This is a genomic window from Cellulomonas sp. PhB150, assembly GCF_003755175.1.
Taxonomy (GTDB): Bacteria; Actinomycetota; Actinomycetes; order Actinomycetales; family Cellulomonadaceae; genus Cellulomonas.
In genome coordinates, this window is record NZ_RKHX01000004.1 from 106,414 (window position 1) to 131,494 (window position 25,081).

Genomic DNA, 25,081 nt, shown 5'->3' on the forward strand with positions numbered 1-25,081 from the left:
ACCACGCACTACGCCACGGCGGCGTCCGCCGTGCGCGTACCTGCGACGCGCTGTCCGGCCTGACGTCGCCCCTCAGGCCCGACCCTCCCGCCCTTCTCGGCGGACCGCACCCCCGGAGAACCCCATGGCACTTCCTGCTCCCCTGCCCCCGCCGCCACGCGCCGGCTTCGTCCTGTACGTCTCGGTCCCCGAGTCCACGACACCCACCGCCCTGGCCGACGTCGCGGCGACCCTGCACGAGCTCGCCGTCGACGCGCTGCCCGGCGCGGAGACCGTGACGGCCCTCTCCCTGGTGCCCGGCGGCTCGGACGACGTGCGACGGATCGGCGAGCGCCTCACCGACCTGCGGCTCATCGCGGGTCAGCAGTAGCCGCAGGCTCGGGGGGCTGCGTCCGCAGCGTGATGGCGCCGACGAGGTACTGGTCGCCGACCGTCGACGCGGTCAACGAGCTCACGTCGCAGCCCAGCACGACCGGCCGGAACGCCTTGGCGTCCGTGCCGAGCGAGTTCGCCGCGCGCCATCCCGTCGCGGTCGAGTCGAACGCGTTGGACGACGAGCCCGCCGAGCCGTCCCACCGCACGGGGGTCAGCGCGGTCGGTGCCGCATCGCACAGCGGGCTCGTGAGCCGCAGCTGGTCGCCGCTGCCCTGGTAGTCGCCCTCCCAGGCGACCACGCCGACACGCGCGAGCGTGCCTGCGGGCGCCGCGAACGAGAACACGGGCGGCTGCGCGCCGCTGCCCACCCACGCGCCGCTGTCGTACACGGCCACGGTCGCGTCGCCGGGCGCGGAGTACACGACGACGAGCGACCAGCCGGCGAAGTAGGTCGGGTCCTTGTCCGAGCGGCCCGCGCTCACGGCGACGTCCGCCACCGACCACGTCCCGCTGCCGCCGGCGGCCACCTGGTCGGTCACGTCGGCGAACGACTGGTAGTAGCGCCGCGCGGCGTTGTCGGTCCGGTCGGCGATGACGGTCCCCGTGACGGGCCGGTAGTCGCCCTGCGGCCCGCGCAGGCGCGCGTGGGTCAGCGCCGTGCTCCAGGTGTCGGAGCCGGTCGCGTTCGCGGACCAGTACAGCCCGGCGAACTCGACGGTCGCGCCCTTCGGCACCGAGAGCTGGGCCCGCGACGAGACGGGGATGCTGGCGCGCTGACCAGCGGGCGGCGCCTCGTCGAGCGGGATCATCGCGAGGCCGTTGTTGTCCGCGGTGCCCTTCTCGAGCGCGCTGCGGCACGCGGCGAGGTAGGTGTTGCAGGACAGCAGCGGCGCGCCGACCTGGGTGACGTCGCCGCTGCCGGTGTAGCGCTCGGCGAGGCCGGCCGACGTGGCGGGAAGGGTGATCTGGACCGGGTCGCTGGTCGCGCCCGTGGCGAGCGCGGTGACCGTCACGCGGCTGCGCTCGCTCCACATCAGGTGGCCCGAGACGAGCACGGCCGCCGAGCCGCCCGCCGTGAGATCGCCGAGCGGGCACTCGACGACGTGCGCGTCCTCGGTCGCCGCGCAACCCGCGGTCTGGGTGCCGTCGGGGTTCGGCACCACGTTCCGCGGCAGCACCACGCGCGCGACGACGTCGCCCGCGTCCGAGCCGTCGCCGACGTCGACGGCGAACGAGACCTGCACGCCCTCGTCGCCCTGCAGCAGCACCGGCGCGGTCTCGGTCCGCACGACGAGCGACGGCGCGCGGCCGACGACCGGCACGCGGGCCGCCGCGCCGTCCGCGCCGGGCGCCCGTGCCGTGACGGACAGATCACCGAGCGAGCCCGTGCTGCCGACGTCGCCGACGAGACGGAGGACCAGTGACTCGTCGCTCCCGGCGGCCACCGTGTCGCGCGTGCACGTGGCGAGCGAGCCGTCGAGCCCGCACTGCCAGCCCTCGGGCGACACGTCGGCCCACCGGGTCCCCTCGGGTGCCACCGCGTCGACGACGACGTCGGTCGCGTCCAGGTCGCCGACGTCGCCGACGGTCAGCGCGACCGGCACGGCGTGCCCGCCGAGCACCTCGAGCTGATCGGCCGCCTGCACGGACAGCCGCGCGGGGCGCTCGACCGTGAACGGCACCGAGACCGGGGTCGGCGCGGAGCGACCGGACGGGCTGAGCGTGACGACGATCGGGTCCTCCCCCACGTCGCGGGGCTCGCCGGCCGTGAGGGCCAGCGCGAGCGGCGCCCGGCCCCGGGCCGGGACGGTCGCCATGGTGCAGTCGACGACGTTCCCGGCCGCGCGCGCCGCCTGCGGCAGCTGGCAGGTCCAGTCGCCGCCGACCTGCTCCCAGCCGATCCCCGACGGGAGCGTCACCTGGACGGCGGCGGCGGTCGCGGCGGTCCCGCCGGCGTTGCGGACGGGCAGCGTGAGCGTCGTCGGCCGCTGGCTGAGCAGCACGAGCGGGTCCGGCGCGGACTGCAGCGTCAGGCGGGGCGGGGCGGGTGCGACCCGTACCCGGATCGGCGGAGCCTGGAAGTCGAGGTCCGCGCCGGTCACGTGCAGGGCGATCTCCCCGTCGGACCGCTCGTACGACTCGTCGACCGCGACGTGCAGCACGAGGCGGGACGTGGCGCTGGGAGCCAGGACGTCCAGGGTGCAGCGCGCCGTCGGGGACTGCGCGCCGCCGGTGCACACCCAGCCGGGGTCGGTGGCTGCGGCGAAGCGCCCGAACACCCCCGGGGTGGTCACCGTGAGCACGTCGTCGATCGTGACGCCGTCCGGCAGGACGACGTCGGCCGCGAGGTCGGCGGCCGCGGTGCCCCCGGTGTTCGCCACCTCGATGGCGAGCTCCTGGTCCTCCGCGCCGGCCGACAGGGACAGGCCCGTGTCCGGGAGGACGACCGAGAGCGAGGCCGGGGCGGGCGGCGGGTCCGTGGGCGGGTCGGTCGGCGGGTCCGTGGGCGGGTCGGTCGGCGGGTCCGTCGGCGGCTGGGTCGGGTCGGTCGTCGGCTCGCTGGTCGGCTGGCTCGTCGGCTGCGACGTCGGCTGCGACGTCGGCTGGCTCGTGGGCTGCGGCGCCGGGGGCGCGGTCGGGTTCGTCACCGGGGCGGTCGGGGCGGTGCTCGGAGCGACCACCGGCGCGGTGGGCTGCTGCGAGGGCGCGCCGCTCGGCTCGGGCGTCGCGGCCGGGCTCTGCGGCTGGTCCATCGTCGAGGACGCGCTCGAGGTCGGCACGGGCAGCGTCGCCGTGTCGTCGGGACCGGACATCAGGTTGACGACGAGCGCCGTCGCGACGCCCGCGAGCACGAGCACCCCGGCCGCGACCGCGACGGCGGCGGCCGGGATCGAGGCGATGAAGGCCGCGATCCCTCCCGCGGCGCTGGCGCCTGCCGTCGCTCCCGCGCCGCTGCCCGCGGCGACGGCCGCAGCGCCGCCGGTGCCCGCCGTCGCCGTCGTGGCGGCGGCTCCCTGGCCGTGGCCGGCGAGCGCGGCGCCCGCAGCCAGCCCACCGCCCACCGGCAGCAGGTGCGCGAGCGCGCCCACACCCGCGAGACCGAGGACGAGCGGTGCGATGACCGCCCGCATGCCGTGGTTGACGTCCGCGAGCTCGAGGACGAGTGCTCGGCAGTCCCCGCACGTCTCGAGGTGCTGCTCGACCTGGGTGCTCTCGCGCGTGCCGAGCCCGCCTCGGACGTACGAGCCGAGCTTGCCCGCGACCGAGCGACAGCCTTCGTCGAGCGGGTCCTGCAGGTGCTGCTGGAGATAGGCCTGCCGCAGCCCCTCGCGGGCCCGGTAGGCGAGCGCCGCGACGCCGTTGGCCGTCAGGCCCAGGATCGGGGCGATCTGCACCGGCTGCAGCCCTTCGACCTCGGTGTGCCAGAGCACCGCCTGCCAGCGCTCGGGCAGCCCGTGGAAGGCACGCGCCACGACACCCCGCTCGAACCCCTCGAGCGCCGGCTCCTCGGCGGTGCCGGCCCACGCGGTTCCGGCCTCGAGGCTCGCGACGTCGTCCGTCGGCTCCGCCCGCCGGGCACGCGTGCGCTGCAGCCCGGCGACGCGGCGGACGACCGTGAACAGGTAGGCACGGAAGGCGACATCGGGACCGTTGCCCCGCTGCAGCGCGAGGAACACGGCGGCGAAGGAGTCGGCGACGACGTCCTCGGCGTCAGCGGTGGAGTCGGTGTAGCGGCGGGCGACGACGAGCGCGGCGCCGGCGTGACGCTCGTAGAGCTCGCCCGTCGCCTCGACGTCTCCCCCGCGCACGGCAGCGATGAGCTCGGCGTCCTCCCGGACCCCGTCCTCGATGCCCGCCTCCGTGCTCACGCGGATTCCTCCTGTTGATGACCCCGTTCAGAGTGCCATACCGGACGAATAGGGTGAACCGAACCTGGGCGTGGGCTGAGTGGGTGAAAAAACGTTCACCGGCGTCACGCAGCGGGTCGACCGGCCTCTCATCCGGCGTGACGACACCAGCGCGCCTCGGCAGCGCCACGCTCCCCGCGGACCTCGCGGCGCGTTGGCGAGCGCGCAGCCTCGCGTCGATCTGGCTCCGCGCGTCCGACTGGGACCACCCGACCGTCGACCACATGGCCTACGCGGTCGCGATCGGCGACGACCCGCGCGACTCCGCGTGGAACCTCGGGCAGGCTCGCGGTGAGATCGGCGTCGGCATCGAGGAGACCATCGACGACGTCGCCTGCCTCTACCACGCGCTCGGCCCCCACCATCCGCCGCCGACAGTGCTGCGCGCGCTGTGCGCCGGATGGGCCGACGCCCAGGCCGGTGCGGTCGTCGCGGGGTCCTGCCGGGACCCCGAGTCCGGCCTCCCGACCACCCAGTACCTCGCGGTGCGCATCGGCGAGGCCTGCGCGTCCCTGACCCCCGGGCATCTCGTCGTCGTCGACGTCGCCGCGGGGGACGTCCTCCCCGCGGTCCGGATCGCGCGCTCCGCGGCCGTCGGCGAGGCCCTGGTCAGCACCTACGGCGCGGGCCACCCGATGGCCGCGCTGGGCGGCGGTGTGTTCGCCGTGCTGGTCCGCGGCGAGCAGGACCCGGTGGACCTCGTCCCCCTGCTGCGCCGCGAGATCGACCGCCGCGTGGGCGACGAGCCCCTGCGCTCGGCCACGCGCTGCCCCGTCCGGATCCGGTCCGTGGACGTCCCGCGTTCACCCACCGACGCGGCGGACCTGATCAGCCGCCTGGCCCGCACCTGAGCCGGCCAGCGAGGGGACAACCGGACGAAATGCGCCTACCGTCGAACGCATGACTCCTGCAGGACTGGCCCCTGGCGACCCCAGCGCTGACCCCGACCACCACGCCGCGGCCCCGGCGCCCGGCCCCGACGACCCCGGCGCGCAGGAGCTCCTCGGCAGCGCCGAGCCCGGCCCGCTGCTCGCCTCGGGCGACTCGGCCGACGTGTTCGCCGTCGATGACAAGCTCGTGCTGCGGCGCTACCGCGAGGGCCGCGACGCCACGGCCGAGGCGGCGATGGTCCGGCACGTGGTCGCGCACGGCTACCCCGCACCCGGCGTCTACGCCGCAGCCGGCTCCGACATCGTCATGGAGCGCCTGCACGGCCCGACACTCCTGCAGTCGCTCGCCGCGGGCGAGACCTCGATCCACGACGGGGCCGCGCTGCTCGCCGACCTGCACGCCCGGCTGCACGCGCTCCCGACGCCGGAGGGGTGGGACGGCCCGACGTCGCAGTCGTGGCCGGAGTCGATGGCCGGGACCGTCGTCGTCCACCTGGACCTGCACCCCGCGAACGTGATCCTCACCGAGGACCGCGGCGCCGCGGTCGTCGACTGGTGCAACACCCGGATCGGTACCGCCGAGCTCGACGTGGCGATCACCGCGCTGATCGTCGCCGAGGTCGCCGTCGACGCGGGCGGCGTCTACTCGCAGGCCGCTCGCGCGCTCCTCGCCGCGTTCCTGTCGGCGGTCGACGTCGACGTCCTCGGCGCGCTCGACGAGGCCGCGGGGCTGCGCGCGCAGGACCCGACGCTCGTCGCCGGGGAGCGCACGCTGGTCCCGGTCGCCGCGACCCTGGTGCGCGAGCTCATCGAGGTTTCGGCCCGCCCCTGACCCGCCTCCGCACAGCAGAACGGCCGCCCCGGTCCGGGGCGGCCGTTCTCGCGTGACGGGTCAGGCGGGGTCGAACGTCAGGCAGTCCGCGTGGTCGTGGCCGGCACCGACGCGCACCGAGGCGGCCGTGCACTCGAGCGACGAGTTGTGCGTGCACTCCGACCGCTGGCAGGCGCCGACGTGGGTGATGACCTTGTCGAGACCGCCGCGCACCCCGAGCGGGATGAACGTGGCGCAGGACGCGTCGCCGCTGGTCCCGCCGATCGTGACCGCGGCTGCGTGGCAGCTCGAGTGGTCGTTGTAGGAACAGCCGGCCACCGAACACTCGGTGACCGCGGGCATCTCCATTAGCGTGCTCACGATGACCTCCGCGGGGTTGGGGAACGCTCGATCGGGTCGTACGTGATCGACGCTAGACCCGTTCCGGGCACCCTGCCTAGCAAGCAAGGACTGGCTTACCCGCAGGTCAGAGCCACTTTTCAGGGAAGGCTACCCTCACCGCGGCGGCGTCGCTGCTGGTCATCGGCCTGCCGGGGGTGGGTTAGCCCTACCCCAGGTTGGTGGGGCTGCGTCACTGACTCGCTCGCGCGACTCGGGGAGCGTAGGAGGCAACCACACCGCCCCACGCAAGGAGCCGTCATGTCCACGGTCAGCACCCCGGCGCGCCCGCGCACGGCGCCCGCCCCACCCCGCGTCCCCGCCGCACAGCGCATCGCCCGGTGGAGCGCGACGCACCGCTGGGCGGCGCTCGGCCTGTGGGTCCTGCTCGTCGCCGGCACGCTCGTCGGCGGGCTCGCCGCCGGCACCCGCTCGCAGACGGCCGCCGAGCAGGGCACGGGCGAGTCCGGGCGGGCCGACATCGCCCTGGAGCAGGCAGGCTTCCCGCCGGACACCTCCGAGCGGGTGCTCGTGCAGGCACCGGTCGGCAGCACGCTGAGCAAGGCCGACCTCGCCGCGGTCACGGCGGACCTGCACGCCCGATGGGCCGACCTCCCCGAGGTCGCCACCACGGGCGACCCCGTGCGCTCGGCCGACGGTCGCTCCGCCCTCGTGCCGCTCACCCTCGAGGTCGGCAACGCGACGGGCGCGGACGCCGATGCCGCGGCGAGCGAGGCCGTCGTGCCCGTGATCGCCGCGACCGACGCCGTCGCGGCCGAGCATCCCGACCTGTCCATCCACGAGGTCGGCAGCGCCTCGCTCGACGTCGCGATCGACGACCAGGTCAGCAGCGACTTCGCGAGCGCCGAGAAGCTCAGCCTGCCCGTCACGTTCGTGATCCTGCTCCTCGCGTTCGGCGCGATCCTCGCGGCCGGCGTGCCCGTCCTGCTCGCGCTGTCGTCCGTCGGGTCCGCCATCGGCCTCGCGGCACTGGTGTCGCACCTGATCCCGGCGACCGACACGCTCAGCAGCGTCATCCTGCTCGTGGGCATGGCCGTCGGCGTCGACTACTCCCTGTTCTACGTCCGCCGCATGCGCGAGGAGATGGCCCGCGGCGCGGACCGTCGCTCGGCGATCGACATCGCCGCCGCGACCAGCGGGCGCGCGGTCGTCACGTCGGGACTGGCCGTCATCGTGTCGATGGCCGGCCTGTTCTTCGCCGGGGCGTCGATCTTCACGTCGATGGCCGTCGGGACGATGCTCGTCGTCGCCGTCGCCGTGCTCGGGTCGCTCACCGCACTGCCCGCGATGCTCTCCCTGCTCGGCGGTGCGATCGACCGGCCGCGCATCCCGCTCCTGCACCGCCTGAGCCGGCCGGGCAAGCCCCGCTTCTGGCCCGCCGCGATGCGCGTGATCCTCGCCAAGCCGGCGGTCTCGCTCGTGCTGGCCGTGCTCGCGCTGGGCGCCCTCGCACTCCCGGCGCTGGGCATGAAGACGAGCGACACGAGCCTGGAGGCGATGGGCAAGTCCATCCCGGCGATCGCGCCGTACACCGCGATGACCCACGCGTTCCCGCAGGAGGGCTCCGCCCACACGGTCGCCCTCTGGTCGCCCGACGACGCGCCGCTCGACCTGTCCGCCACGAAGGCCGCGACCGACGACCTCGTCGCCGACGCCAAGGCCAGCGGGCTGTTCGCCGACCTGTCCGGCGTCGCGCTCGACGTCGCTCCCGACGGCCGCACCGCGCGCCTCGACCTGCCCGTCGCCGGCGACCCCGCCGGCAGCGAGGCCATCGCGTCGCTCGACCTGCTCCGCGGCACGCTGGTGCCGGCGCTGCACGCCGAGCTGCCCGACGCCTCGGTCGCCGTGACCGGCGACTCCGCTCAGACCGTCGACTTCGGCCATGCGTTGTCGTCGCACCTGCCTCTGGTCATCGCGTTCGTGGTCGCCACGAGCTTCGTCGTGCTGCTGATCGCCTTCCGGTCGGTCGTCGTCGCCGCCACCGCCATCGTCCTCAACGCGCTGTCGGTCAGCGCCGCGTACGGGCTGCTCGTGCTGGTGTTCCAGCACGGCGTGGGTGCCGACCTGCTCGGCGTCACGAACACCGGCTTCGTCGTCAACTGGCTCCCGCTGTTCCTGTTCGTGATCCTGTTCGGGCTCTCGATGGACTACCACGTGTTCGTCGTCAGCCGGATCCGCGAGGAGCACGTGCCCGGCGTCTCGACGCGGCTGGCCGTCTCCCGCGGCGTGACCGCCTCGGCGGGCGTGGTGACGAGCGCGGCCGTCGTGATGGTGGCGGTGTTCGCGATCTTCGCGTCGCTGTCGCTCATCGAGTTCATGCAGCTCGGGATCGGCCTGGCGGCCGCGGTGATCATCGACGCGACCGTGGTCCGCGCCGTGCTGCTCCCGTCCGCCATGACCCTGCTCGGCCGCTACAACTGGTGGCTGCCGCGCTGGCTCGACCGGATCCTGCCGGCCGCGCACGCGTGAGGGTACGCGCGCGGGACGCTCAGCCCTCGGGCAGGCCGGCGTCCGACTCGCTGGTTCCCCAGCGGTCGAGCTGGCGCTGCACGGCGTCCCGCGCGCGGAACAGCTGCTCGGCGACGAGCCGCCTCTCCGCCCAGACGACCTCGCGTGCGCGCAGGGCGTCCTCCAGGCGGCGCAGCTCGTCGTCCGCGACCTCCAGGCCGTACGCGGTGGCCACCACGCGCGCGAGGTCCGACCGGTAGTCGTGACCGTGCGCGACGAAGATGCCCGGGACGGTGCTCAGCGCGTTGGTGACGTCCACGAGCGTCAGGACGAAGGTGGTCAGCGGGTACCAGGTCGCCAGCCGTGAGACCCCCGGGGGACGGGTGTCCACAGGCCCGAGCCAGTCGGGCTGCTGCACGGCGAGCGCGCCGTCGAACCTCGTGATCGGGTCCTCGTGGTGCGAGAGCAGGAAGAAGCGCTGGCCGTCCCGGCGGCCCTCGTCCTGCGCGGCCCAGTCCGGCCAGGACGCGATCTCGACCGCCTGCCCCTCGGGGTCGACGCGGTCCGGGTCGGAGCGCCACTGGCGGGCCCACGAGCTGCCGGCGGGCGTCCCGACGAAGAGCGCGCGGTCCATCCCCACGCGGTGCAGGCCGCTGACGCCCTCGTGGAGGAACGCGTCCTGCAGGGTGTGCGCGCCGAGCGACTCGCCGAAGCCGACCAGGCGGGGGCGCCGCTCCTCGGGGATGGCACGCAGCCGCCACGTGAGGGCGTGGAGCAGCGCGCGATTCTGCTCGCGGCCCATCGAGACCCGGTCGAGGGAGAGGAACGACGGCCGCAGCGAGTACTGCAGCGCGACGGTCGCGCAGTCGCCCCGGGTGAGGTGCTCGAGCGTCTCGGTCGCCACGTAGTTGACGTAGCCGCTCCCGGTCGGCGACGCGACGCAGATGACGCTGCGGTCGAAGGCGCCCAGCCGCTCGAGCTCGCTCATCGCGAGGTCGACCCGCGCGTCGACGGTCGGTGCGCTCGCGAGCCCGACGAAGGCCCGGACGGGCTCCTTCACCTCGGCCGCGGACGCTCCCGTGACGTCGGAGATCTCCTGCGCCGTGAGAGCCATGTTGACGAACCGCACGCCCTCGCGGGACAGCGACGACCAGGGCACCCCGGAGCCGGGGCCGCCGCTCACCGCCGCCGACGTGGGCGCGCTCGTGTAGGCCGCGTCGATCGCCGCGCCGCCGGCATCCGCGCTGCGCAGCGCGTACTCGACGCCGGCCGCGACGCCCGCGCCGATCGCGCCCAGCGCGACGCCGTGCCCGATCGCGCCGGCGGCCCACCCGGTGCGGGGCGACACGTGCCGCACGCCCGCGGCCACGGACCGGGCGAACACGCCTTCGAGCGCCGCGAACGACTGGAGCCCGACGTTGACCGCGCCGCCGAGCAGGAGCGAACGTGCCAACGGGGGTACCGCCGGCGCCGTGGGCGCGTCCGGGGGTGCGCTCGACCTCCCCGTCAACGGGTCGGACGGCGGCGCGAGACGGGCGGCCTCGACCGGGTCGTCGGCCCGGTAGCGCCGGATCTGCCACGCCGCGAGGGCGGTCCCGGCCACGAGGCCGGCGCTGCTGGACGCGACCCGGATCCACGCGTGCCGCCCCCCGATCGCTGCCTCGGCCGAGGCCAGCGCGGACACCGCGACGCCCGACAGCCCGACTCGCAGCGTCCGCCGCCCCGCCGTCCGCACGACGGCGCGTCGCATCGGCTCACCGGGGCGCGCCGACGCCGCACGCTCGGCGACGGCACCGGCCGACGCCAGCACGAGCCCCACGCCCGCCTGCACGGCGAGGCGCCGGGCCGCCGCCGACTGGGTCCCGTCGTCGCCGACCAGTCGGCGCGCGATCGCGACGGAGATCGACTGCGACGTGACGACGAGGCCGTACTGCGTCGCCGCGACCAGCCCGGTCGCCATCGCCTGGTCGGCGCCGTCGCGGGCGATCAGCCCGGGCATGAACGTGGTCCCGGTCGACGCGGTCGAGACCAGGGCTGCGGTCCGCTCGGCGGGATCACCACCGGCAAGGGCCCTGCCGAGCCTGCCCACGAGTGCCGATGCGTCCACGCCGGGCTCCTCTCGTCCCTCGGCACGCGGAGCACCGAGCGACCGTTCGGGATGTTCAGATGTCGAACCGGCGCCCTTCGGCGCAGCCCCAGCGTAGGGGACCGGAGGGTGTCCTGGTCAGAGACCGGGAGGCAGGATGCTCGGACCGGTCGACGACGCCCGCGGCCCGCGGCCGGTCGTCCCCGTCACGGCCTGATGAGCTCCGACGACGTGATCGCCTGAAAGGCGGTGACCGTGGCGCCGGCCGGCTCCTGCGGCGCCTCCTCGATCCACTCCCAGGACAGGAGCTGCCCGGTGGTGGGCGAGATGATCATGATGTCCGCTCGGGTGAAGGAGCCGTTCGGCGGCTCCATCACGGCGACCGCGATCCCCAGTCGTCCGACCCGGTCGACGGTCTGGCCCAGCAGGTAGACGTCGTGCTCGTTGGCGAGGGTGCGCCACGCGGACGCGGCTACCTGGGAGGGCACGACCTGCCACCCCCACATCTCCTGGATCGTCAGGAACATGCAGTAGGGCACGCCGATGGCGGCCGGCTCGGGACAGGTCGCCTCGCCGCCCTGCCTGTCGAGCATCGCGGTCCGCATCGCGTCGTCGTCGTCGCGGGGCAGGGCGTTGACCCAGTGCGGGTCCATCGTGCCGGCGGGCAGCTCGTCGGTGACGACCTTGCCGGCGGTCGGGTCGGCCTTGCGGGGGACGACCTTCCCGTTGACGTCCAAGCCCGAGGAGCGGTCCTCCGTGCTCGTCACGGACCCGTCGAGATGCACCGTCGCGCTCTGGAAGACGGCCTGGACGACGGAGGTGTGGACGCCCTCCGCGTCCGTCCCGGTCGAGGCGTACCAGCCGTAGGACTCGATGTGCGGGCTGCCCTCCTCGCTCGCGGGGAGCTGGGCGTCGGCGACCGCGGCCAGGTTCCTCAGCTCGGCGGCCGCGGACGGCGCCTTCCCCGCGAACAGGTCCGCCGCGGAGGCGGTGCCGAACGTCAACGTCGGGGGTGGCCCGGCGAGCGCGGGGCTCTTGCTCGACTGGAGGGCTCCGACGCCGACGACGGCCAGCAGGGCGATGCACGCCGCTGCGGCTGCCTGCAGCAGCGCCCGGCGGCGCCTGAGGCTCGTCCGCGACGGGCGCGGCGCTGCCGGCTCCGTGGCGAGGATGCGCGCGAGCAGGGTCTCGTCGGTGGGGTCGAGGTGCCCGAAGGTCTCGGTCGGCTCGATGCCGGCGTCGAGCAGGAGCGTGGCGATCGCGTCGGCCTCGGCCTGGGCGCGCTGGAGGTCGTTCATCGGGCCACCTCCCCCTCGACTCGTGCAGCCAGGACCGTCGCCAGGCGCTGTCTCGCGCGGCTCAGGCGCGTGGTGACGGCACTGGGTGCGCAGTCGAGGACGAAGGCGGCATCCTTCGGGGAGAGGCCGACGGACACGACGAGCCACATCGCCTCACGCTCCGCTGGCGGGAGGAGGGCGAGGACGGCGGCGACGTCGTGCTCGCCGACGATGTCCGCGGCGTGGTCAGCGACGTCGGCGCGAGCCGGGCCCAGGCGGCGGTGCAGGCGGACCTCGCGCTGCTTGGCCTCGTACCAGTGCTGGACGCGGTGGTGCGCGACCCGGAACGCCCAGGCGCGGCGGCGGTCGGGGTCGGCCGGGACGTCGACCCAGCGCTGCCAGACGACGGTGAACGTCTCGGCGACGATGTCGTCGACGCTCGCGCGGTCGACCATCCGGTGCGCGTACCGGCGCACCTGCGGCGCGGTCGCGGCGAAGAACGCCTCGAACTCGGCCGCCGGTCGGCCACCTGCTGCTTGCCTCGTCATGAGTGCTGCTCGGCTCCCGACCGTCAGCAGGACGTCGAGCTGAGCAGGCGGATCGAGACCGAGGCCACGCTGGTCACGGCAACCTGCTCACCGGGTCCGAAGCACGTCGCGGTGCCGGTCCCTGACGGGCCCGAGTACGCGGCGGCGGCCTTCGTCGACCGGTTCCAGACCGACTTCGCCCGGGTCACGGTCGACGTGGTGGCGGCCGTCGACGTGGCGTAGCTGAACGCGCCGCCGTAGCTGGCCGTCGACCAGACGCAGAACTGCGACGAGAGGCACTCTCACGCGGACGCCGGCTCGATCGCGGTGTCGTCAGCCACGACTGCTGTCGACTGGCCCACGACGAGGATCATGGGTGCGAGGATCGCCGCGAGTCGTGCAGTGCGGCGCATGAGCTTCCCCCCCGATGACGTGGCCCGACGTCGGTGAGCTCGACGCGACAGCGGGCACCAGGGTAGTGGACGCTCGTTCAGGTCGGCGCCAGCCGGCCCAGACGACGCACCCGCCGATGGCGAGCCGTCGGCGGGTGCGTGTGCGTCAGTGCCGGGTCAGAACTCCCAGTCCTCGTCCTCCGTGTTCACGGCCTTGCCGATCACGTAGGACGAGCCCGAGCCGGAGAAGAAGTCGTGGTTCTCGTCGGCGTTGGGCGACAGGGCCGACAGGATCGCCGGGTTCACGTCGGTCTCGTCGCGCGGGAACAGCGCCTCGTAGCCCAGGTTCATCAGGGCCTTGTTGGCGTTGTACCGCAGGAACTTCTTGACGTCCTCGGTCAGGCCGACGCCGTCGTAGAGGTCCTGCGTGTACTCCACCTCGTTGTCGTACAGCTCGAAGAGCAGCTCGAAGGTGTAGTCCTTGAGCTCGGCCTTCTCGGCTGCCGACAGCTTCTCGAGGCCCTTCTGGTACTTGTAGCCGATGTAGTACCCGTGCACGGCCTCGTCACGGATGATGAGGCGGATGAGGTCCGCCGTGTTCGTGAGCTTGGCGCGGCTCGACCAGTACATGGGCAGGTAGAAGCCCGAGTAGAAGAGGAACGACTCGAGCAGCGTGCTCGCGACCTTCCGCTTGAGGGGCGAGTCGCCGCGGTAGTAGTCCATGACGATCTCGGCCTTGCGCTGGAGGTTCGCGTTCTCCTCCGACCAGCGGAACGCCTCGTCGATCTCCTTGGTGGAGCACAGCGTCGAGAAGATCGAGCTGTAGGACTTGGCGTGCACCGACTCCATGAACGCGATGTTCGTGTAGACGGCCTCCTCGTGCGGCGTGATCGCGTCGGGGATCAGCGAGACCGCGCCGACGGTGCCCTGGATGGTGTCCAGGAGCGTCAGGCCGGTGAAGACGCGCATGGTGAGCGTCTTCTCCTGCTCGGTCAGCGTCGCCCACGACTGGACGTCGTTGGACACCGGCACCTTCTCCGGCAGCCAGAAGTTGCCGACCAGGCGGTCCCAGACGTCCGCGTCCTTGTCGTCCTCGAGCCGGTTCCAGTTGATCGCGGAGACGCGGCTGACGAGCTTGAGCTTCTCGCTCATCGAGTGGCTTCCTTCGTGTCGAGCAGAACGGTCAGAGCATGCACGAGACGCAACCGTCCACTTCGGTACCCTCCAGCGCGAGCTGGCGGAGGCGGATGTAGTAGATCGTCTTGATGCCCTTGCGCCAGGCGTAGATCTGCGCCTTGTTCAGGTCACGCGTCGTGGCCGTGTCCTTGAAGAACAGGGTCAGCGACAGGCCCTGGTCGACGTGCTGCGTGGCCTCGGCGTAGGTGTCGATGACCTTCTCGTAGCCGATCTCGTACGCGTCCTGGTAGTACTCCAGGTTGTCGTTCGTCATGAACGGCGCCGGGTAGTAGACGCGGCCGATCTTGCCTTCCTTGCGGATCTCGATCTTCGACGCGATCGGGTGGATCGAGCTCGTCGAGTGGTTGATGTACGAGATCGAGCCGGTCGGCGGGACGGCCTGCAGGTTCTGGTTGTAGATGCCGTGCTCCTTGACGGAGGCGGCGAGCTCGCGCCAGTCGTCCTGCGTCGGGATGTGCACGCCCGCCGTGGCGAACAGCTCGGCGACGCGCGCCGTGCGCGGCTCCCACGTGCGCTCGACGTACTTCTCGAAGTACTCGCCGGTCGCGTACTTCGAGTCCTCGAAGCCGTCGAACGCGCTGCCGCGCTCCTTGGCGAGGAGGTTCGAGGCGCGGATCGCGTGGTACGCCACCGTGTAGAAGTAGATGTTCGTGAAGTCCAGGCCCTCGTCGGACCCGTAGAAGATCCGCTCGCGCGCCAGGTAGCCGTGCAGGTTCATCTGGCCCAGGCCGATGGCGTGGCCGCCGGCGTTGGCGCGCTTGATGGACGGCACGGACTCGATGCTCGTCTGGTCGGCGACGCCCGTCAGGGCACGGATCGCGGTCTCGACCGACTTGCCGAAGTCCGGCGAGTCCATCGCCAGGGCGATGTTCATCGAGCCGAGGTTGCAGGAGATGTCGCGGCCGACGTGCTTGTACGAGAGGTCCTCGTTGAACGTCGACGGCGTCGAGACCTGCAGGATCTCGGAGCACAGGTTCGAGTGCGTGATCTTGCCCTTGATGGGGTTCGCACGGTTGACCGTGTCCTCGAACATCACGTACGGGTAGCCGGACTCGAACTGCAGCTCGGCGAGCGTCTGGAAGAACTCGCGGGCGCTGATCTTGGTCTTCTTGATCCGCGCGTCGTCGACCATCTCGTAGTACTTCTCGGTGACGTTCACGTCCGCGAAGGGCTTGCCGTACACGCGCTCGACGTCGTACGGCGAGAACAGGTACATCGGCTCGTTCTTCTTGGCCAGCTCGAACGTGATGTCCGGGATGACGACGCCCAGCGAGAGCGTCTTGATGCGGATCTTCTCGTCGGCGTTCTCACGCTTGGTGTCGAGGAACCGGTAGATGTCCGGGTGGTGCGCGTGCAGGTACACCGCGCCGGCACCCTGGCGGGCGCCGAGCTGGTTGGCGTAGGAGAACGAGTCCTCGAGCAGCTTCATCACGGGGATGACGCCGGAGCTCTGGTTCTCGATGTGCTTGATCGGCGCACCGTGCTCACGGACGTTCGAGAGCAGCAGGGCGACGCCGCCGCCACGCTTGGAGAGCTGCAGCGCGGAGTTGATGCCGCGCGCGATGGACTCCATGTTGTCCTCGATGCGCAGCAGGAAGCAGGACACGGGCTCGCCGCGCTGCGCCTTGCCGAGGTTGAGGAACGTGGGGGTCGCCGGCTGGAAGCGGCCGGAGACGATCTCGTCGACCAGGGAGATCGCGAAGTCCTGGTCACCCTCGGCGAGCGCGAGCGAGACCATGCAGACCCGGTCCTCGAAGCGCTCGAGGTAGCGCTTCCCGTCGAACGTCTTCAGCGTGTACGACGTGTAGTACTTGAACGCGCCGAGGAACGTCTGGAAGCGGAACTTCTTCGAGTACGCGTACTTGAAGAGCGTCTTGATGAACGCCGAGTCGTACTGCGCCAGGACCTCGGGGTCGTAGTACTTGTTCTCCACGAGGTACTCGAGCTTCTCGTCGAGGTCGTGGAAGAAGACCGTGTTCTGGTTGACGTGCTGCAGGAAGTACGCGCGCGCCGCCTCACGGTCCTTGTCGAACTGGATCTCCCCGTCCGCGCCATACAGGTTCAGCATGGCGTTGAGGGCGTGGTAGTCCAGACCCGTCAGATCTACGCGGGTATCTGTGACTGTCGCTGCCAAAATCGTCCCAATCCCTCACGGACGCGGGTCACGTCCTCGCTGGTCCCCATCAGCTCGAACCCGTACAGGTAGGGGACGCGGCACTTGGCCGCGATGATGTCCCCCGCGATGCAGTAGGCCTCACCGAAGTTGGTGTTGCCCGCGGCGATGACGCCGCGGATCAGAGTGCGGTTGGCCTCGTCGTTGAGGAACTTCACGACCTGGCGGGGTACCGCGCCGCCCTCGTTGCCCCCGCCGTACGTCGGCACGACGAGCACGTAGGGCTCGGTGACGTGCAGGAACGGATCGGAAGGGCGCAACGGGATGCGGGTGGCCGCCAGGCCGAGCTTCTCGACGAAGCGGTGCGTGTTGTCCGAGGCGGAGGAGAAGTACACGAGCGAGCTCATGACGGTCCCCTCACGTCGGGTCGAACGGTCGTGCGGTGATGCAGTCGCCGAGGCGACCACGTGCAGCCGGTGGGCTACGGGTCAGGCGACGACGGTGGCGAGACGCTCCGCGAGCGCGCCGATGCGGTCCGGGCGGTAGCCCGACCAGTGGTCGCCGTCCACGATCACGACGGGCGCCTGCAGGTGACCCAGCGACATGACGTAGTCGCGGGCGTCCGCGTCCTCGCTGATGTCGACGACCGTGTAGTCGGCGCCGAGCTTGTCGAGCGCGCGGTAGGTCGCGTTGCACTGCACGCACGCGGGCTTGCTGTAGACCGTGATCGTCATGGTGGTTCTCCGTGAAAGTCGTCGCGTGCCGGACCCCCTGCTGCGGCCCTCGCACCCTGCCGGCGGCGTCCCCGAGGGGCCGTCCTTGCCAATCGGCCGACCTGCCGAGTGCGTGAGGAAGACACTACACCTAGTGGCTGACACTTCAATGGACCACTAGGTGTTGTGTTACACGAGTGTCGTTTTTCACCCTGTGCGCCGAGTTTCACACTACCTGTGGGTACTGACACGACCCGCTGGCCTGCACGTTCGCGGCGTTCGGGCGAAGGCCGCGCGGAGCACCCACAGGGGCGTCCACAGCGACACGCCGGTCGTCCCCAGCGCCGTCCACAGAACTCGTCGGCCGAAACGCCCACGCGGCCCGCAGGGGAACCGCTACCTTCCGCACATGCACACCTTGCTGACCGTCGTCACCGACCCGGCCACCACCGACACCAACCTCGGGCCGACCTTCATCGGGGGCCTCGTCGGCTACCTGATCGGCTCGCTCGCCCTCATGGGCATCTTCACCAAGGCGGGTGAGGCCGGCTGGCAGGGCTTCGTCCCGATCTGGAACACCCTGGTCCTGCTCAAGATCTCGGGCAAGGCGTGGTGGTGGATCCTGCTCCTGCTGATCCCGATCGTGAACATCGTCGTCCTGATCCTGGTCTGGCACGCGCTCTCGGTGTCGTTCGGCCACGGCGTCGGGTTCACCGTCGGGCTCGTCTTCCTCTCGGTGATCTTCCTCTACATCCTCTGGCTCGGGTCGAGCACCTACCGCGGCCCCGGTGGCAGGACCGTCGCCGGCACCACGTACTGACCACCCACCCACCGACGCCCCGGCCGGGTCCGCCCGCCGGGGCGTCTCCGCGCCCGGACGGGCGCGGGGGGACGCCGGCGTCGGCACGGTGAGGAATGCTGGGGCCTGTGCAGATCACCACGCTCGGCGGCCTCGCCGTCGACGGACGCCCCGTGCGCGGCGACCGGCTCGCGGCCGTGCTGCGCGAGCTCGTCGAGGCGCGAGGCCGAGCGGTCTCGGTCGGCGCCCTCGTCGAGGCGGTCTGGGACGGTGAGCCGCCCCAGGACGAGGCGGGCGCGATCCAGGCGCTGGTCTCCCGGCTGCGACGCACGGGCCTGCCCGTCGTCGGCGCCCCGGGCGGCTACCGCCTACCGACCGAGAACCTGCACGTCGACGCCACCGACGTCCGCGACCGGGTCACGCGGGCCACGACCGCCCTGCGCGACGGGCGCCCCGCGGTGGCCCAGCAGCTGGCCGACGAGGCTCGGGCCCTGTTCCCCGACGTCCCGGACCTGGACGACGTCGCGATCGCCCGGCTGTTCTCCGAGGTCGCGATGCTGCGCGCCGAGGCCGCCCTGGCGGGCGCCGGCGCGCTCGACGGCACCGACCTGCACCGGCTCGTGGACCGGACCCCGCCCGACGAGCCCGCGGTGGCCCTGCTCGTGCGGGTGCTCGCCGCGCAGGGACGCGACGCCGAGGCGCTCGAGCTGGTCGAGCAGGTCCGCACCGAGCTCGCCGACCGGTACGGGGCCGACCCGTCCCCCGTCGTCGTCGAGGCCCACCTCGCCCTGCTGCGCGGCGAGCTGCCCACCACGCGGCCGACGCCGCGCACCGACGTCCACCAGACGGTCCACCTGCCGCCGTCGTGGCGCCGCGCGAGCACGCCCCTGCTCGGCCGCGACGTCGACCTCGCCGCCGTGCTGGCCGCGCTCGACACCGCGCCCCTCGTCACGCTCGTCGCGACGGGCGGTGCCGGCAAGACGCGCCTGGCCGCCGAGGTCGCGCGCTGCGCCGCGGCCGACGGGCGGTCGGTGCAGGTCGTCGAGCTCGCCGGCCTGCGCTCGCCCGACGAGGTGCTGCCCGCCGTGCTCGCGACGATCGGCGGCGGCGACACCACGCCGAGCCGGGCCGACCTCACGGTCGAGCGACGCGTCCTCGAGCCCGCCGAACGCCTGCGGCAGGCCGCGCAGGACCTCGACGGGCTGCTCGTGCTCGACAACTGCGAGCACCTCCTGGACGCCGCCGCGGCGGTCGTCGCGGACCTGCTCGACTCGGCCTCCCCCGACGTCGTGGTCCTCGCTACGAGCCGTGCCCCGCTGGGCATCGTCGGCGAGGCCGTCCACCAGCTGCGGATGCTGCCCGACGAGGACGCGCTCGGGCTGCTCGAGGCGCGCACCCGCGCCGGCCGGCCCGGCGTGACCTGGGACCGCGAGCTCGCGCTGCAGCTGTGCCACCGGCTCGACAACCTCCCCCTGGCCCTCGAGCTCGCCGCGGCGCGGCTGCGGTCGATGCCGGTCGAGGACGTGCTCGACGGGCTCAGCGACCGGTTCGCGCTGCTGGACGACGCCCTGCGCGGGCTGCCCGAGCGGCACGCGAGCCTGTGGGCGATGGTCGACTGGAGCCGCGAGCTGCTCGCACCCGCCGAACGCGCGCTGCTGGCCCGGCTCGCCGTCGTCGCGGGGTCGTTCACCGCCGAGACGGCGATGTCCGTCGCCGACCAGCCCGCACCGGCGGTCCGGCGCGGGCTGTCGATCCTCGTCGAGCAGTCGCTGCTGACGATGGCCGACCAGGACGAGGGCCCGGCCCGGTACCGGATGCTCGAGACCGTGCGCGAGTACGGCGAGGCGCGGCTCGACGCCGCGGGCGACCGCCCCGCGGCCATGGCCGGCCTGGTGCGCTGGGCCGCCGCCCGGGCCGTCCGGCTCGGCGCGGACTTCGTCGGCCCGGCGCAGGTCGCGGCCTTCGAGGCGTGCGCGCGTGACCAGGAGGCGCTGCTCGTCGCGGCGCGGTGGGCCGCCGACCACGACGACGAGCCCGCGCTCGTCGACATCATCGCCGCGCTGTTCTGGCTCTGGACGGTGCGCGGCGCCCACATGGAGGTCGTCGGCTGGGCGACGCGGATCCTGCACGTCGACGACCCGGCGGCGCGCCGCACGTCCCCGCTCCTGCACGGCCGCGCGAGCGGCCGCGCGCTGCCGAACGCCGACCGCGCGGGCATCGTCGGCACCCTCGCCGCCATGAACGGCGGGGTCATCGAGTCGCTGCGGCTGTCGGTGATCGCGTGGCGGGCCTGCCGGTGCGTGCGCGACGAGCGCGGCGACCAGATGAGCGCCCGCACCCTCGCGCTGTCCGGGGCACTTCCCGCCCTCGGCTTCAACGCCGAGGACCTCGGCCCGCCCGCGGCCGCGCTCGTCGGCTCCGACGACCCGTACCTGCAGGCGCTCGGCCTGTTCATGCGGGCCGCTGTCGCCGAGAACCTCGGGGACACCGAGGAGTCGGGCCAGGCCGCGCGAGAGGCGTACGACCGGTTCAAGGCGGCGGGCGACCACTGGGGCATGGGCATGGCCGCGCAGGGCATCGGGCAGTGGGGCAGCGGGCGCGGGACCGACGACGCGTTGGTGTGGCTCGAGCGCGGCGTCCGGCACCTGGAGATCGTCGGCGCGATGCAGGACGCGCGCAGCATCCGCCTGCTGCTCGACGTCCAGCGCGCGATCGCCGGCCAGGAGGACGCGCTGGTCCGCGTCGAGCAGACCGCGCGCTCGGAGCAGGCCGACGACACGGACGTCGCGCAGGCCCGCCTGGGCCTGGCCCAGATCGCGTGGAGCGACGGTCGGCTCGCGGACGCCTCGCGCTACGCCGACAGCGCCATCGACGTCGCCCTCTCCGGTGTCGTGCGGGTCCCCCAGGCGCACGTCGTGTTCATGGTCGCCGCGGCGACCATCCACGTGCGCGCGGCCGAGGAGGGCGACGCGGCCGGTCGCGCGGCCGCCGAGGCCCGGGCGACGGACCTCCTGCGCCGCGCGACCGCCGAGGCGAAGGGCATCTCCGACATGCCCGTGCTCGGCTCCTTCGCGCTCGGCTGCGCGGAGCTCGCCGCCTCGCGGGACGAGGTCGCGGTGGCCGTCGAGCTCTTCGCGCTCGGCACCCGGCTCGGGGCCAACATGGGATCGATGTTCCAGCTCGGCACCGGCGGCCGGCTCGAGGCACTCGTCGGCGACGACGCGGCGCGCGCCGCCGCGGTGGCCCCCCTGCGCGACGAGAAGTCCTCGACGATCGCGGCGCGGGTCCAGACGCTCGCCACGGAGCTGCTGGAGTAGGACGACGACGAACGGGCGGGCACCCCACCAGGGAGGTGCCCGCCCGTTCGTCGTGCGAGGTCAGACCTTCTTGCGGTAGGCCCGCAGCGCGAGCGGCATGAACACCGCGACGAGACCCACGCACCAGGCCAGCGTCCACCAGACGTGGCTGCCGACCGGCTGACCCAGGAAGAGGGCGCGCATCGAGTCGACCAGGTGCGTCAACGGGTTCACCTTGACGAACCCCTGCATCCAGCCCGGCAGAGTGGTCCCGGCGACGAACGTCGTCGAGGCGAAGCTCAGCGGCATGATGATGAGGAACATGATCCCCTGCACGGCGCCGCTGGTGCGGACCTTCATGCCGACGAAGACCGACACCCAGGAGAGCGACAGGGCGAACAGGATGGCCAGGAGGCACCCGGCCACCGCGGCGAGCAGGCTGCCCTCGATGCGGAAGCCCATGAGGTAGCCGACGCCCATCGTCGAGATGATGACGATGACGTAGCGGACCACGTCGCCGAGCACGGCACCGAGCAGCGGCGCGGACCGCGGCACCGGCAGGGACCGGAACCGGTCGAAGATGCCCTTCTCGAGGTCGGTGTTGAGGTTGACGCCGATCGCGATCGCGCCGGTCGCGATGGTCTGCGCGAGGATGCCCGGCAGCAGGAACTGCAGGTACTGGCTGGTCGAGCCGGCGACCGCGCCGCCGAAGATGTAGACGAAGATCGTCAGGAAGATCGCCGGCTGGAGCGTGACGTCGATGAGCGCCTCGGGCGTCCGCCACGTCTTGATCAGGCTGCGCTTGGCCAGCGCGAGCGAGTGCCGCACCAGCGGGAACGGCTTGCGGGCCACCTCGGCGGCCTTGGGCACCACGCTCGTGCGCGGCGCCTGGGTGAGGGTCGCGGTGCTCATGCGGCGACCTCCTTCGTCTGAGTCGTGTCGTCCTCGGACGCCGTGCGCCCGGTGAGCTTGAAGAAGACCTCGTCGAGGCTCGGCAGGTGCAGCGAGAGCTCGGTGACGCCGATGCCGACGCTCGCGAGACGCGAGACCGTGGCCGTCAGGGCGCTGTCGTCGGCCACGGGGACCGCGAGCATGCCCTTGCGGATCTCGACCGCGCCGCTGACGCCGGTGGAGACCTGACCCAGGATCGTGGCGGTCTCCTCCATCCGCGCCAGGTCGGCCGGACGGACCTCGAGGGTCTGGCCGCCGACGATGCGCTTGAGGCCCTCGGGGGTGTCGTGCGCGATGACGCGACCGTGGTCGATGACCGTGATCTCGTCGGCCAGCGCGTCGGCCTCCTCCAGGTACTGCGTCGTGAGCAGCACCGTGGAGCCGTCGGTCACGAGCGAGCGGACCACGTCCCACATGTCCTCGCGCTTGGCGGGGTCGAGGCCCGTGGTGGGCTCGTCGAGGAAGATGACGTCCGGGCGCCCGACGAGGCTCGCGGCCAGGTCGAGGCGGCGGCGCATGCCACCGGAGTAGGTCTTGGCCGGGCGGTCGGCCGCGTCGGTCAGGTCGAACCACTCGAGCAGCTCGACCGCGCGCGCCTTGGCGCCCTTGCGGCCCAGCTCCAGGAGGGTGCCGAACAGGACGAGGTTCTGGCGGCCCGTGAGGTCCTCGTCGACAGAGGCGTACTGGCCGGTGAGGCCGATGCTCTGGCGGACCTGCTGGGACTGCTTGACGACGTCGAAGCCCGCGATGGTCGCGTGGCCGGCGTCGGGGGTCAGGAGGGTGGACAGGATGCGGACGGCGGTCGTCTTGCCGGCGCCGTTGGGGCCGAGGACACCGAGAACGGTCCCCCGGGGAACGGCGAGATCGACGCCCTGCAGCGCCTTGGTCTCACCGAAGTGCTTGACGAGGCCCTCGGCCTCGATCACCAGGTCTGTGCTCATGGGTCCACCCTGCGCGCCCCGCCTGACAGGGCGCCGACACCCGGCTGACACGCGCTGACACGTCCTGCCGCCAGCCGCCGTCCAGCCAGCACCGAGAACGACCCGCGGGGGCGAGAACGACCGTTCCGGGGGGTCGTTCTCAGCCCGGAGGGTCGGTCTCGGTCCGGTTAGAGGACGTGGGCGAGGAAGTCCTTGGTGCGCTGCTCGGTCGGGGCGTCGATGACCTGGGCGACCGGGCCGTGCTCCACGATGACGCCGTCGGCCATGAAGACGACCTGGTCGGCGACCTCGCGGGCGAACCCGATCTCGTGCGTCACGACGATCATCGTCATGCCCGACGAGGCGAGGTCCCGCATGACGCCGAGCACCTCACCCACGAGCTCGGGGTCGAGGGCCGAGGTGGGCTCGTCGAACAGCATGATGTCCGGGTCCATCGCGAGCGCGCGGGCGATGGCCACGCGCTGCTGCTGACCGCCGGAGAGCTGGGCCGGGTAGTGGTCGATCCGGTCGGACAGGCCCACGCGGGTGAGCATCTCGACGGCGCGCTCGCGAGCCTCGGCCTTGGACCGGCCCAGCACCTGGACCGGCGCCTCCATGACGTTGCCGAGCGCGGTCATGTGCGGGAACAGGTTGAAGCGCTGGAAGACCATGCCGACGCGGGCGCGCTGCGTGGCGATCTGGCGCGGGTGCAACCGGTACAGGGCCGGCGACCCGCCCTTGGTCCCCTCGCGGTAGCCCATGAGCTCGCCCTCGACGCGGATGGAGCCCGCGCCGATCTCCTCGAGCTGGTTGATGCAGCGCAGCGCGGTCGACTTGCCCGAGCCCGACGGGCCGAGCATCACAGTGACCGTGCCCTGCTGGACGACGAGGTCGACGCCGCGCAGCACGTGCGAGTCGCCGTACCACTTGTGCACGCCGGTCATCTCGACCATGGGGGCGGTGGCCGGGGAGCTCATGCGCCACCTCCGATCGGTCGGCCCATGTCGTCGATCGGGCCGAGCTCCGGGGTGGTCCCCGCGGCGTTGATCGCCGACTGCCGGCCTCGTCGGGCGCGCTTGGGCACGTGCTCGTCGAAGCCGCGGCCGTAGTACCGCTCGAGGTAGTACTGCCCGACCATCAGCACGCTCGTGATCGCGAGGTACCAGATCGCGGCGACCATGAGCAGCGGGACGGGCTGGAACGTGCGGTTGCCGATCGCGTTGGTGGCGAACTGCAGGTCCAGCGAGAACGGCACCGCCAGCACGAGCGAGGTGGTCTTGAGCATCGAGATCGTCTCGTTGCCCGTGGGCGGGACGATGACGCGCATGGCCTGCGGCAGGACGATCCTCCACAGGATCCGTCCCTCCTTCATGCCGAGGGCACGCGCGGCCTCGAACTGGCCGCGGTCCACGCTCTGCAGGCCGGCGCGGACGATCTCGGCGAGGTAGGCGGCCTCGTTGAGCGCCAGGCCGAGGATCGCCGCGCGCGTGGCGTTGAGGACGACGCTCGTGTCCATCGAGAACAGCTCGGGCCCGAACGGGACGCCGAGCGTCAGCACGGGGTACAGGACACCGGCGAGGCCCCAGAAGATCAGCTGCGTGTAGATCGGGGTGCCACGGAAGAACCAGATGTAGACCCAGGAGACGTAGCGCATCACCGGGTTGGCGGACCGCCGCATGATCGCGAGGGCGACGGCGAGGACGATCGCGATCGCCATCGACGTCACCGTGAGGAACAGCGTCCAGCCGACGCCGCGCAGCACGGGTTGGCTGAACAGGTACTTGCCCACGGTCGGCCACGCGAACGTGTCGTTCGTGAGCAGCGCGTTGACGGCCATGGCCGCCAGCACGACGACCACCGCCGCGGAGACCCAGCGGCCGGGGTACCGCACCGGGATCGCGTGGATCCGTTGCGGTTCGGCGGCCGGCGTCTTCGCGGCGGTGGGCGTCGTCACGGCG

Annotated in this window: 19 protein-coding genes and 1 pseudogene; 6 read left to right on the top strand and 14 right to left on the bottom strand. The window is 72.6% G+C overall.

Going from position 1 to position 25,081, the window contains the following annotated elements; translation table 11 throughout:
- The first annotated feature begins 124 nt into the window (after positions 1-124).
- Positions 125-370, top strand: a complete 246-nt coding sequence (locus tag EDF34_RS13565; RefSeq protein ID WP_123372037.1) for a hypothetical protein — start codon at positions 125-127, stop codon at positions 368-370.
- Here the strand turns inward: EDF34_RS13565 and EDF34_RS13570 are convergent.
- Positions 351-4,244 carry a sigma-70 family RNA polymerase sigma factor gene (locus tag EDF34_RS13570; RefSeq protein WP_123372038.1) on the bottom strand — a complete coding sequence of 1,298 codons (3,894 nt, stop codon included), beginning with the start codon at positions 4,242-4,244 and terminating at the stop codon, positions 351-353. The two genes, EDF34_RS13565 and EDF34_RS13570, sit on opposite strands and share 20 nt — an antisense overlap.
- 137 nt (positions 4,245-4,381) lie before the next feature.
- Between EDF34_RS13570 and EDF34_RS13575 the strand changes: the two genes are divergently transcribed.
- Positions 4,382-5,134, top strand: coding sequence for a hypothetical protein (locus EDF34_RS13575; RefSeq protein WP_123372039.1), 753 nt, complete (start codon positions 4,382-4,384; stop codon positions 5,132-5,134).
- A gap of 49 nt (positions 5,135-5,183) precedes the next feature.
- Entirely contained in the window at positions 5,184-6,005 is an 822-nt protein-coding gene (locus tag EDF34_RS13580) for a phosphotransferase (RefSeq protein ID WP_123372040.1), read from the top strand.
- A 60-nt stretch (positions 6,006-6,065) separates the two neighbouring features.
- Here the strand turns inward: EDF34_RS13580 and EDF34_RS13585 are convergent, their stop codons facing one another.
- Complete coding sequence (locus EDF34_RS13585) at positions 6,066-6,365, bottom strand: DUF1540 domain-containing protein (protein WP_199737898.1); 300 nt, start codon at positions 6,363-6,365, stop codon at positions 6,066-6,068.
- A 279-nt stretch (positions 6,366-6,644) separates the two neighbouring features.
- Here EDF34_RS13585 and EDF34_RS13590 point away from each other — a divergent pair, with 279 nt between their 5' ends.
- On the top strand, positions 6,645-8,873 hold the full coding sequence (locus EDF34_RS13590; protein ID WP_123372041.1) for an MMPL family transporter: 2,229 nt from the start codon (positions 6,645-6,647) through the stop codon (positions 8,871-8,873).
- Between the two features lie 19 nt (positions 8,874-8,892).
- Here EDF34_RS13590 and EDF34_RS13595 read toward each other — a convergent pair whose 3' ends face one another.
- From EDF34_RS13595 to nrdH, 8 genes and pseudogenes are all read right to left on the bottom strand, one after another.
- The gene (locus tag EDF34_RS13595) at positions 8,893-10,959 is read right to left on the bottom strand and encodes an alpha/beta-hydrolase family protein (protein ID WP_123372042.1); all 2,067 of its coding nucleotides are present in this window, start codon (positions 10,957-10,959) and stop codon (positions 8,893-8,895) included.
- A 185-nt stretch (positions 10,960-11,144) separates the two neighbouring features.
- Positions 11,145-12,236 (bottom strand): hypothetical protein, encoded by a 1,092-nt coding sequence (locus EDF34_RS13600; protein WP_123372043.1) that lies wholly within the window; start codon positions 12,234-12,236, stop codon positions 11,145-11,147.
- On the bottom strand, positions 12,233-12,763 hold the full coding sequence (locus EDF34_RS13605) for an RNA polymerase sigma factor (RefSeq protein ID WP_123372044.1): 531 nt from the start codon (positions 12,761-12,763) through the stop codon (positions 12,233-12,235). The genes EDF34_RS13600 and EDF34_RS13605 overlap by 4 nt, the downstream gene beginning before the upstream one ends.
- 23 nt (positions 12,764-12,786) lie before the next feature.
- Positions 12,787-12,981, bottom strand: a pseudogene (locus EDF34_RS18030) (peptidase inhibitor family I36 protein); the annotation flags it as partial.
- 330 nt (positions 12,982-13,311) lie between these two features.
- Positions 13,312-14,286, bottom strand: coding sequence for a class 1b ribonucleoside-diphosphate reductase subunit beta (nrdF, locus tag EDF34_RS13615; protein WP_118766446.1), 975 nt, complete (start codon positions 14,284-14,286; stop codon positions 13,312-13,314).
- Between the two features lie 31 nt (positions 14,287-14,317).
- Positions 14,318-16,465 (bottom strand): class 1b ribonucleoside-diphosphate reductase subunit alpha, encoded by a 2,148-nt coding sequence (gene nrdE, locus EDF34_RS13620; RefSeq protein WP_123372046.1) that lies wholly within the window; start codon positions 16,463-16,465, stop codon positions 14,318-14,320.
- A complete protein-coding gene (nrdI, locus tag EDF34_RS13625; protein ID WP_123372047.1) occupies positions 16,435-16,851 on the bottom strand; it encodes a class Ib ribonucleoside-diphosphate reductase assembly flavoprotein NrdI in 417 nt (138 codons plus the stop codon). Before nrdI ends, nrdE begins: the two co-directional genes overlap by 31 nt.
- 81 nt (positions 16,852-16,932) lie before the next feature.
- Positions 16,933-17,178, bottom strand: a complete 246-nt coding sequence (gene nrdH / locus EDF34_RS13630) for a glutaredoxin-like protein NrdH (protein WP_118766443.1) — start codon at positions 17,176-17,178, stop codon at positions 16,933-16,935.
- A gap of 388 nt (positions 17,179-17,566) precedes the next feature.
- On the opposite strand from nrdH, the gene EDF34_RS13635 reads away from it, so the two are divergent.
- Positions 17,567-17,977 carry a DUF5684 domain-containing protein gene (locus EDF34_RS13635; RefSeq protein WP_199737899.1) on the top strand — a complete coding sequence of 137 codons (411 nt, stop codon included), beginning with the start codon at positions 17,567-17,569 and terminating at the stop codon, positions 17,975-17,977.
- Positions 17,978-18,084: 107 nt separating this feature from the next.
- Positions 18,085-21,273 carry a BTAD domain-containing putative transcriptional regulator gene (locus EDF34_RS13640; RefSeq protein WP_158615091.1) on the top strand — a complete coding sequence of 1,063 codons (3,189 nt, stop codon included), beginning with the start codon at positions 18,085-18,087 and terminating at the stop codon, positions 21,271-21,273.
- A 60-nt stretch (positions 21,274-21,333) separates the two neighbouring features.
- Here EDF34_RS13640 and EDF34_RS13645 read toward each other — a convergent pair whose 3' ends face one another.
- From EDF34_RS13645 to EDF34_RS13660, 4 genes are all read right to left on the bottom strand, one after another.
- Positions 21,334-22,164, bottom strand: a complete 831-nt coding sequence (locus tag EDF34_RS13645; protein WP_123372049.1) for an ABC transporter permease — start codon at positions 22,162-22,164, stop codon at positions 21,334-21,336.
- Positions 22,161-23,144: an ATP-binding cassette domain-containing protein gene (locus EDF34_RS13650; protein WP_123372050.1), complete on the bottom strand. Its 984-nt coding sequence runs from the start codon at positions 23,142-23,144 to the stop codon at positions 22,161-22,163. The genes EDF34_RS13645 and EDF34_RS13650 overlap by 4 nt, the downstream gene beginning before the upstream one ends.
- A gap of 167 nt (positions 23,145-23,311) precedes the next feature.
- Positions 23,312-24,100, bottom strand: coding sequence for an amino acid ABC transporter ATP-binding protein (locus EDF34_RS13655; protein WP_305038128.1), 789 nt, complete (start codon positions 24,098-24,100; stop codon positions 23,312-23,314).
- Complete coding sequence (locus EDF34_RS13660) at positions 24,097-25,077, bottom strand: amino acid ABC transporter permease (protein WP_233575391.1); 981 nt, start codon at positions 25,075-25,077, stop codon at positions 24,097-24,099. The genes EDF34_RS13655 and EDF34_RS13660 overlap by 4 nt, the downstream gene beginning before the upstream one ends.
- Positions 25,078-25,081 lie beyond the last annotated feature (4 nt).

What these genes read in the sequence shown, in the direction of transcription:
- EDF34_RS13590 (WP_123372041.1), top strand. Translation starts at nt 6,645, where the DNA reads ATGTCCACGGTCAGCACCCCGGCGCGCCCGCGCACGGCGCCCGCCCCA.
- EDF34_RS13600 (WP_123372043.1), bottom strand. Translation starts at nt 12,236, where the DNA reads ATGAACGACCTCCAGCGCGCCCAGGCCGAGGCCGACGCGATCGCCACG.
- EDF34_RS13655 (WP_305038128.1), bottom strand. Translation starts at nt 24,100, where the DNA reads ATGAGCTCCCCGGCCACCGCCCCCATGGTCGAGATGACCGGCGTGCAC.
- nrdI (WP_123372047.1), bottom strand. Translation starts at nt 16,851, where the DNA reads ATGAGCTCGCTCGTGTACTTCTCCTCCGCCTCGGACAACACGCACCGC.
- EDF34_RS13605 (WP_123372044.1), bottom strand. Translation starts at nt 12,763, where the DNA reads ATGACGAGGCAAGCAGCAGGTGGCCGACCGGCGGCCGAGTTCGAGGCG.
- nrdF (WP_118766446.1), bottom strand. Translation starts at nt 14,286, where the DNA reads ATGAGCGAGAAGCTCAAGCTCGTCAGCCGCGTCTCCGCGATCAACTGG.
- nrdH (WP_118766443.1), bottom strand. Translation starts at nt 17,178, where the DNA reads ATGACGATCACGGTCTACAGCAAGCCCGCGTGCGTGCAGTGCAACGCG.
- EDF34_RS13580 (WP_123372040.1), top strand. Translation starts at nt 5,184, where the DNA reads ATGACTCCTGCAGGACTGGCCCCTGGCGACCCCAGCGCTGACCCCGAC.
- EDF34_RS13635 (WP_199737899.1), top strand. Translation starts at nt 17,567, where the DNA reads ATGCACACCTTGCTGACCGTCGTCACCGACCCGGCCACCACCGACACC.
- EDF34_RS13650 (WP_123372050.1), bottom strand. Translation starts at nt 23,144, where the DNA reads ATGAGCACAGACCTGGTGATCGAGGCCGAGGGCCTCGTCAAGCACTTC.
- EDF34_RS13565 (WP_123372037.1), top strand. Translation starts at nt 125, where the DNA reads ATGGCACTTCCTGCTCCCCTGCCCCCGCCGCCACGCGCCGGCTTCGTC.
- EDF34_RS13645 (WP_123372049.1), bottom strand. Translation starts at nt 22,164, where the DNA reads ATGAGCACCGCGACCCTCACCCAGGCGCCGCGCACGAGCGTGGTGCCC.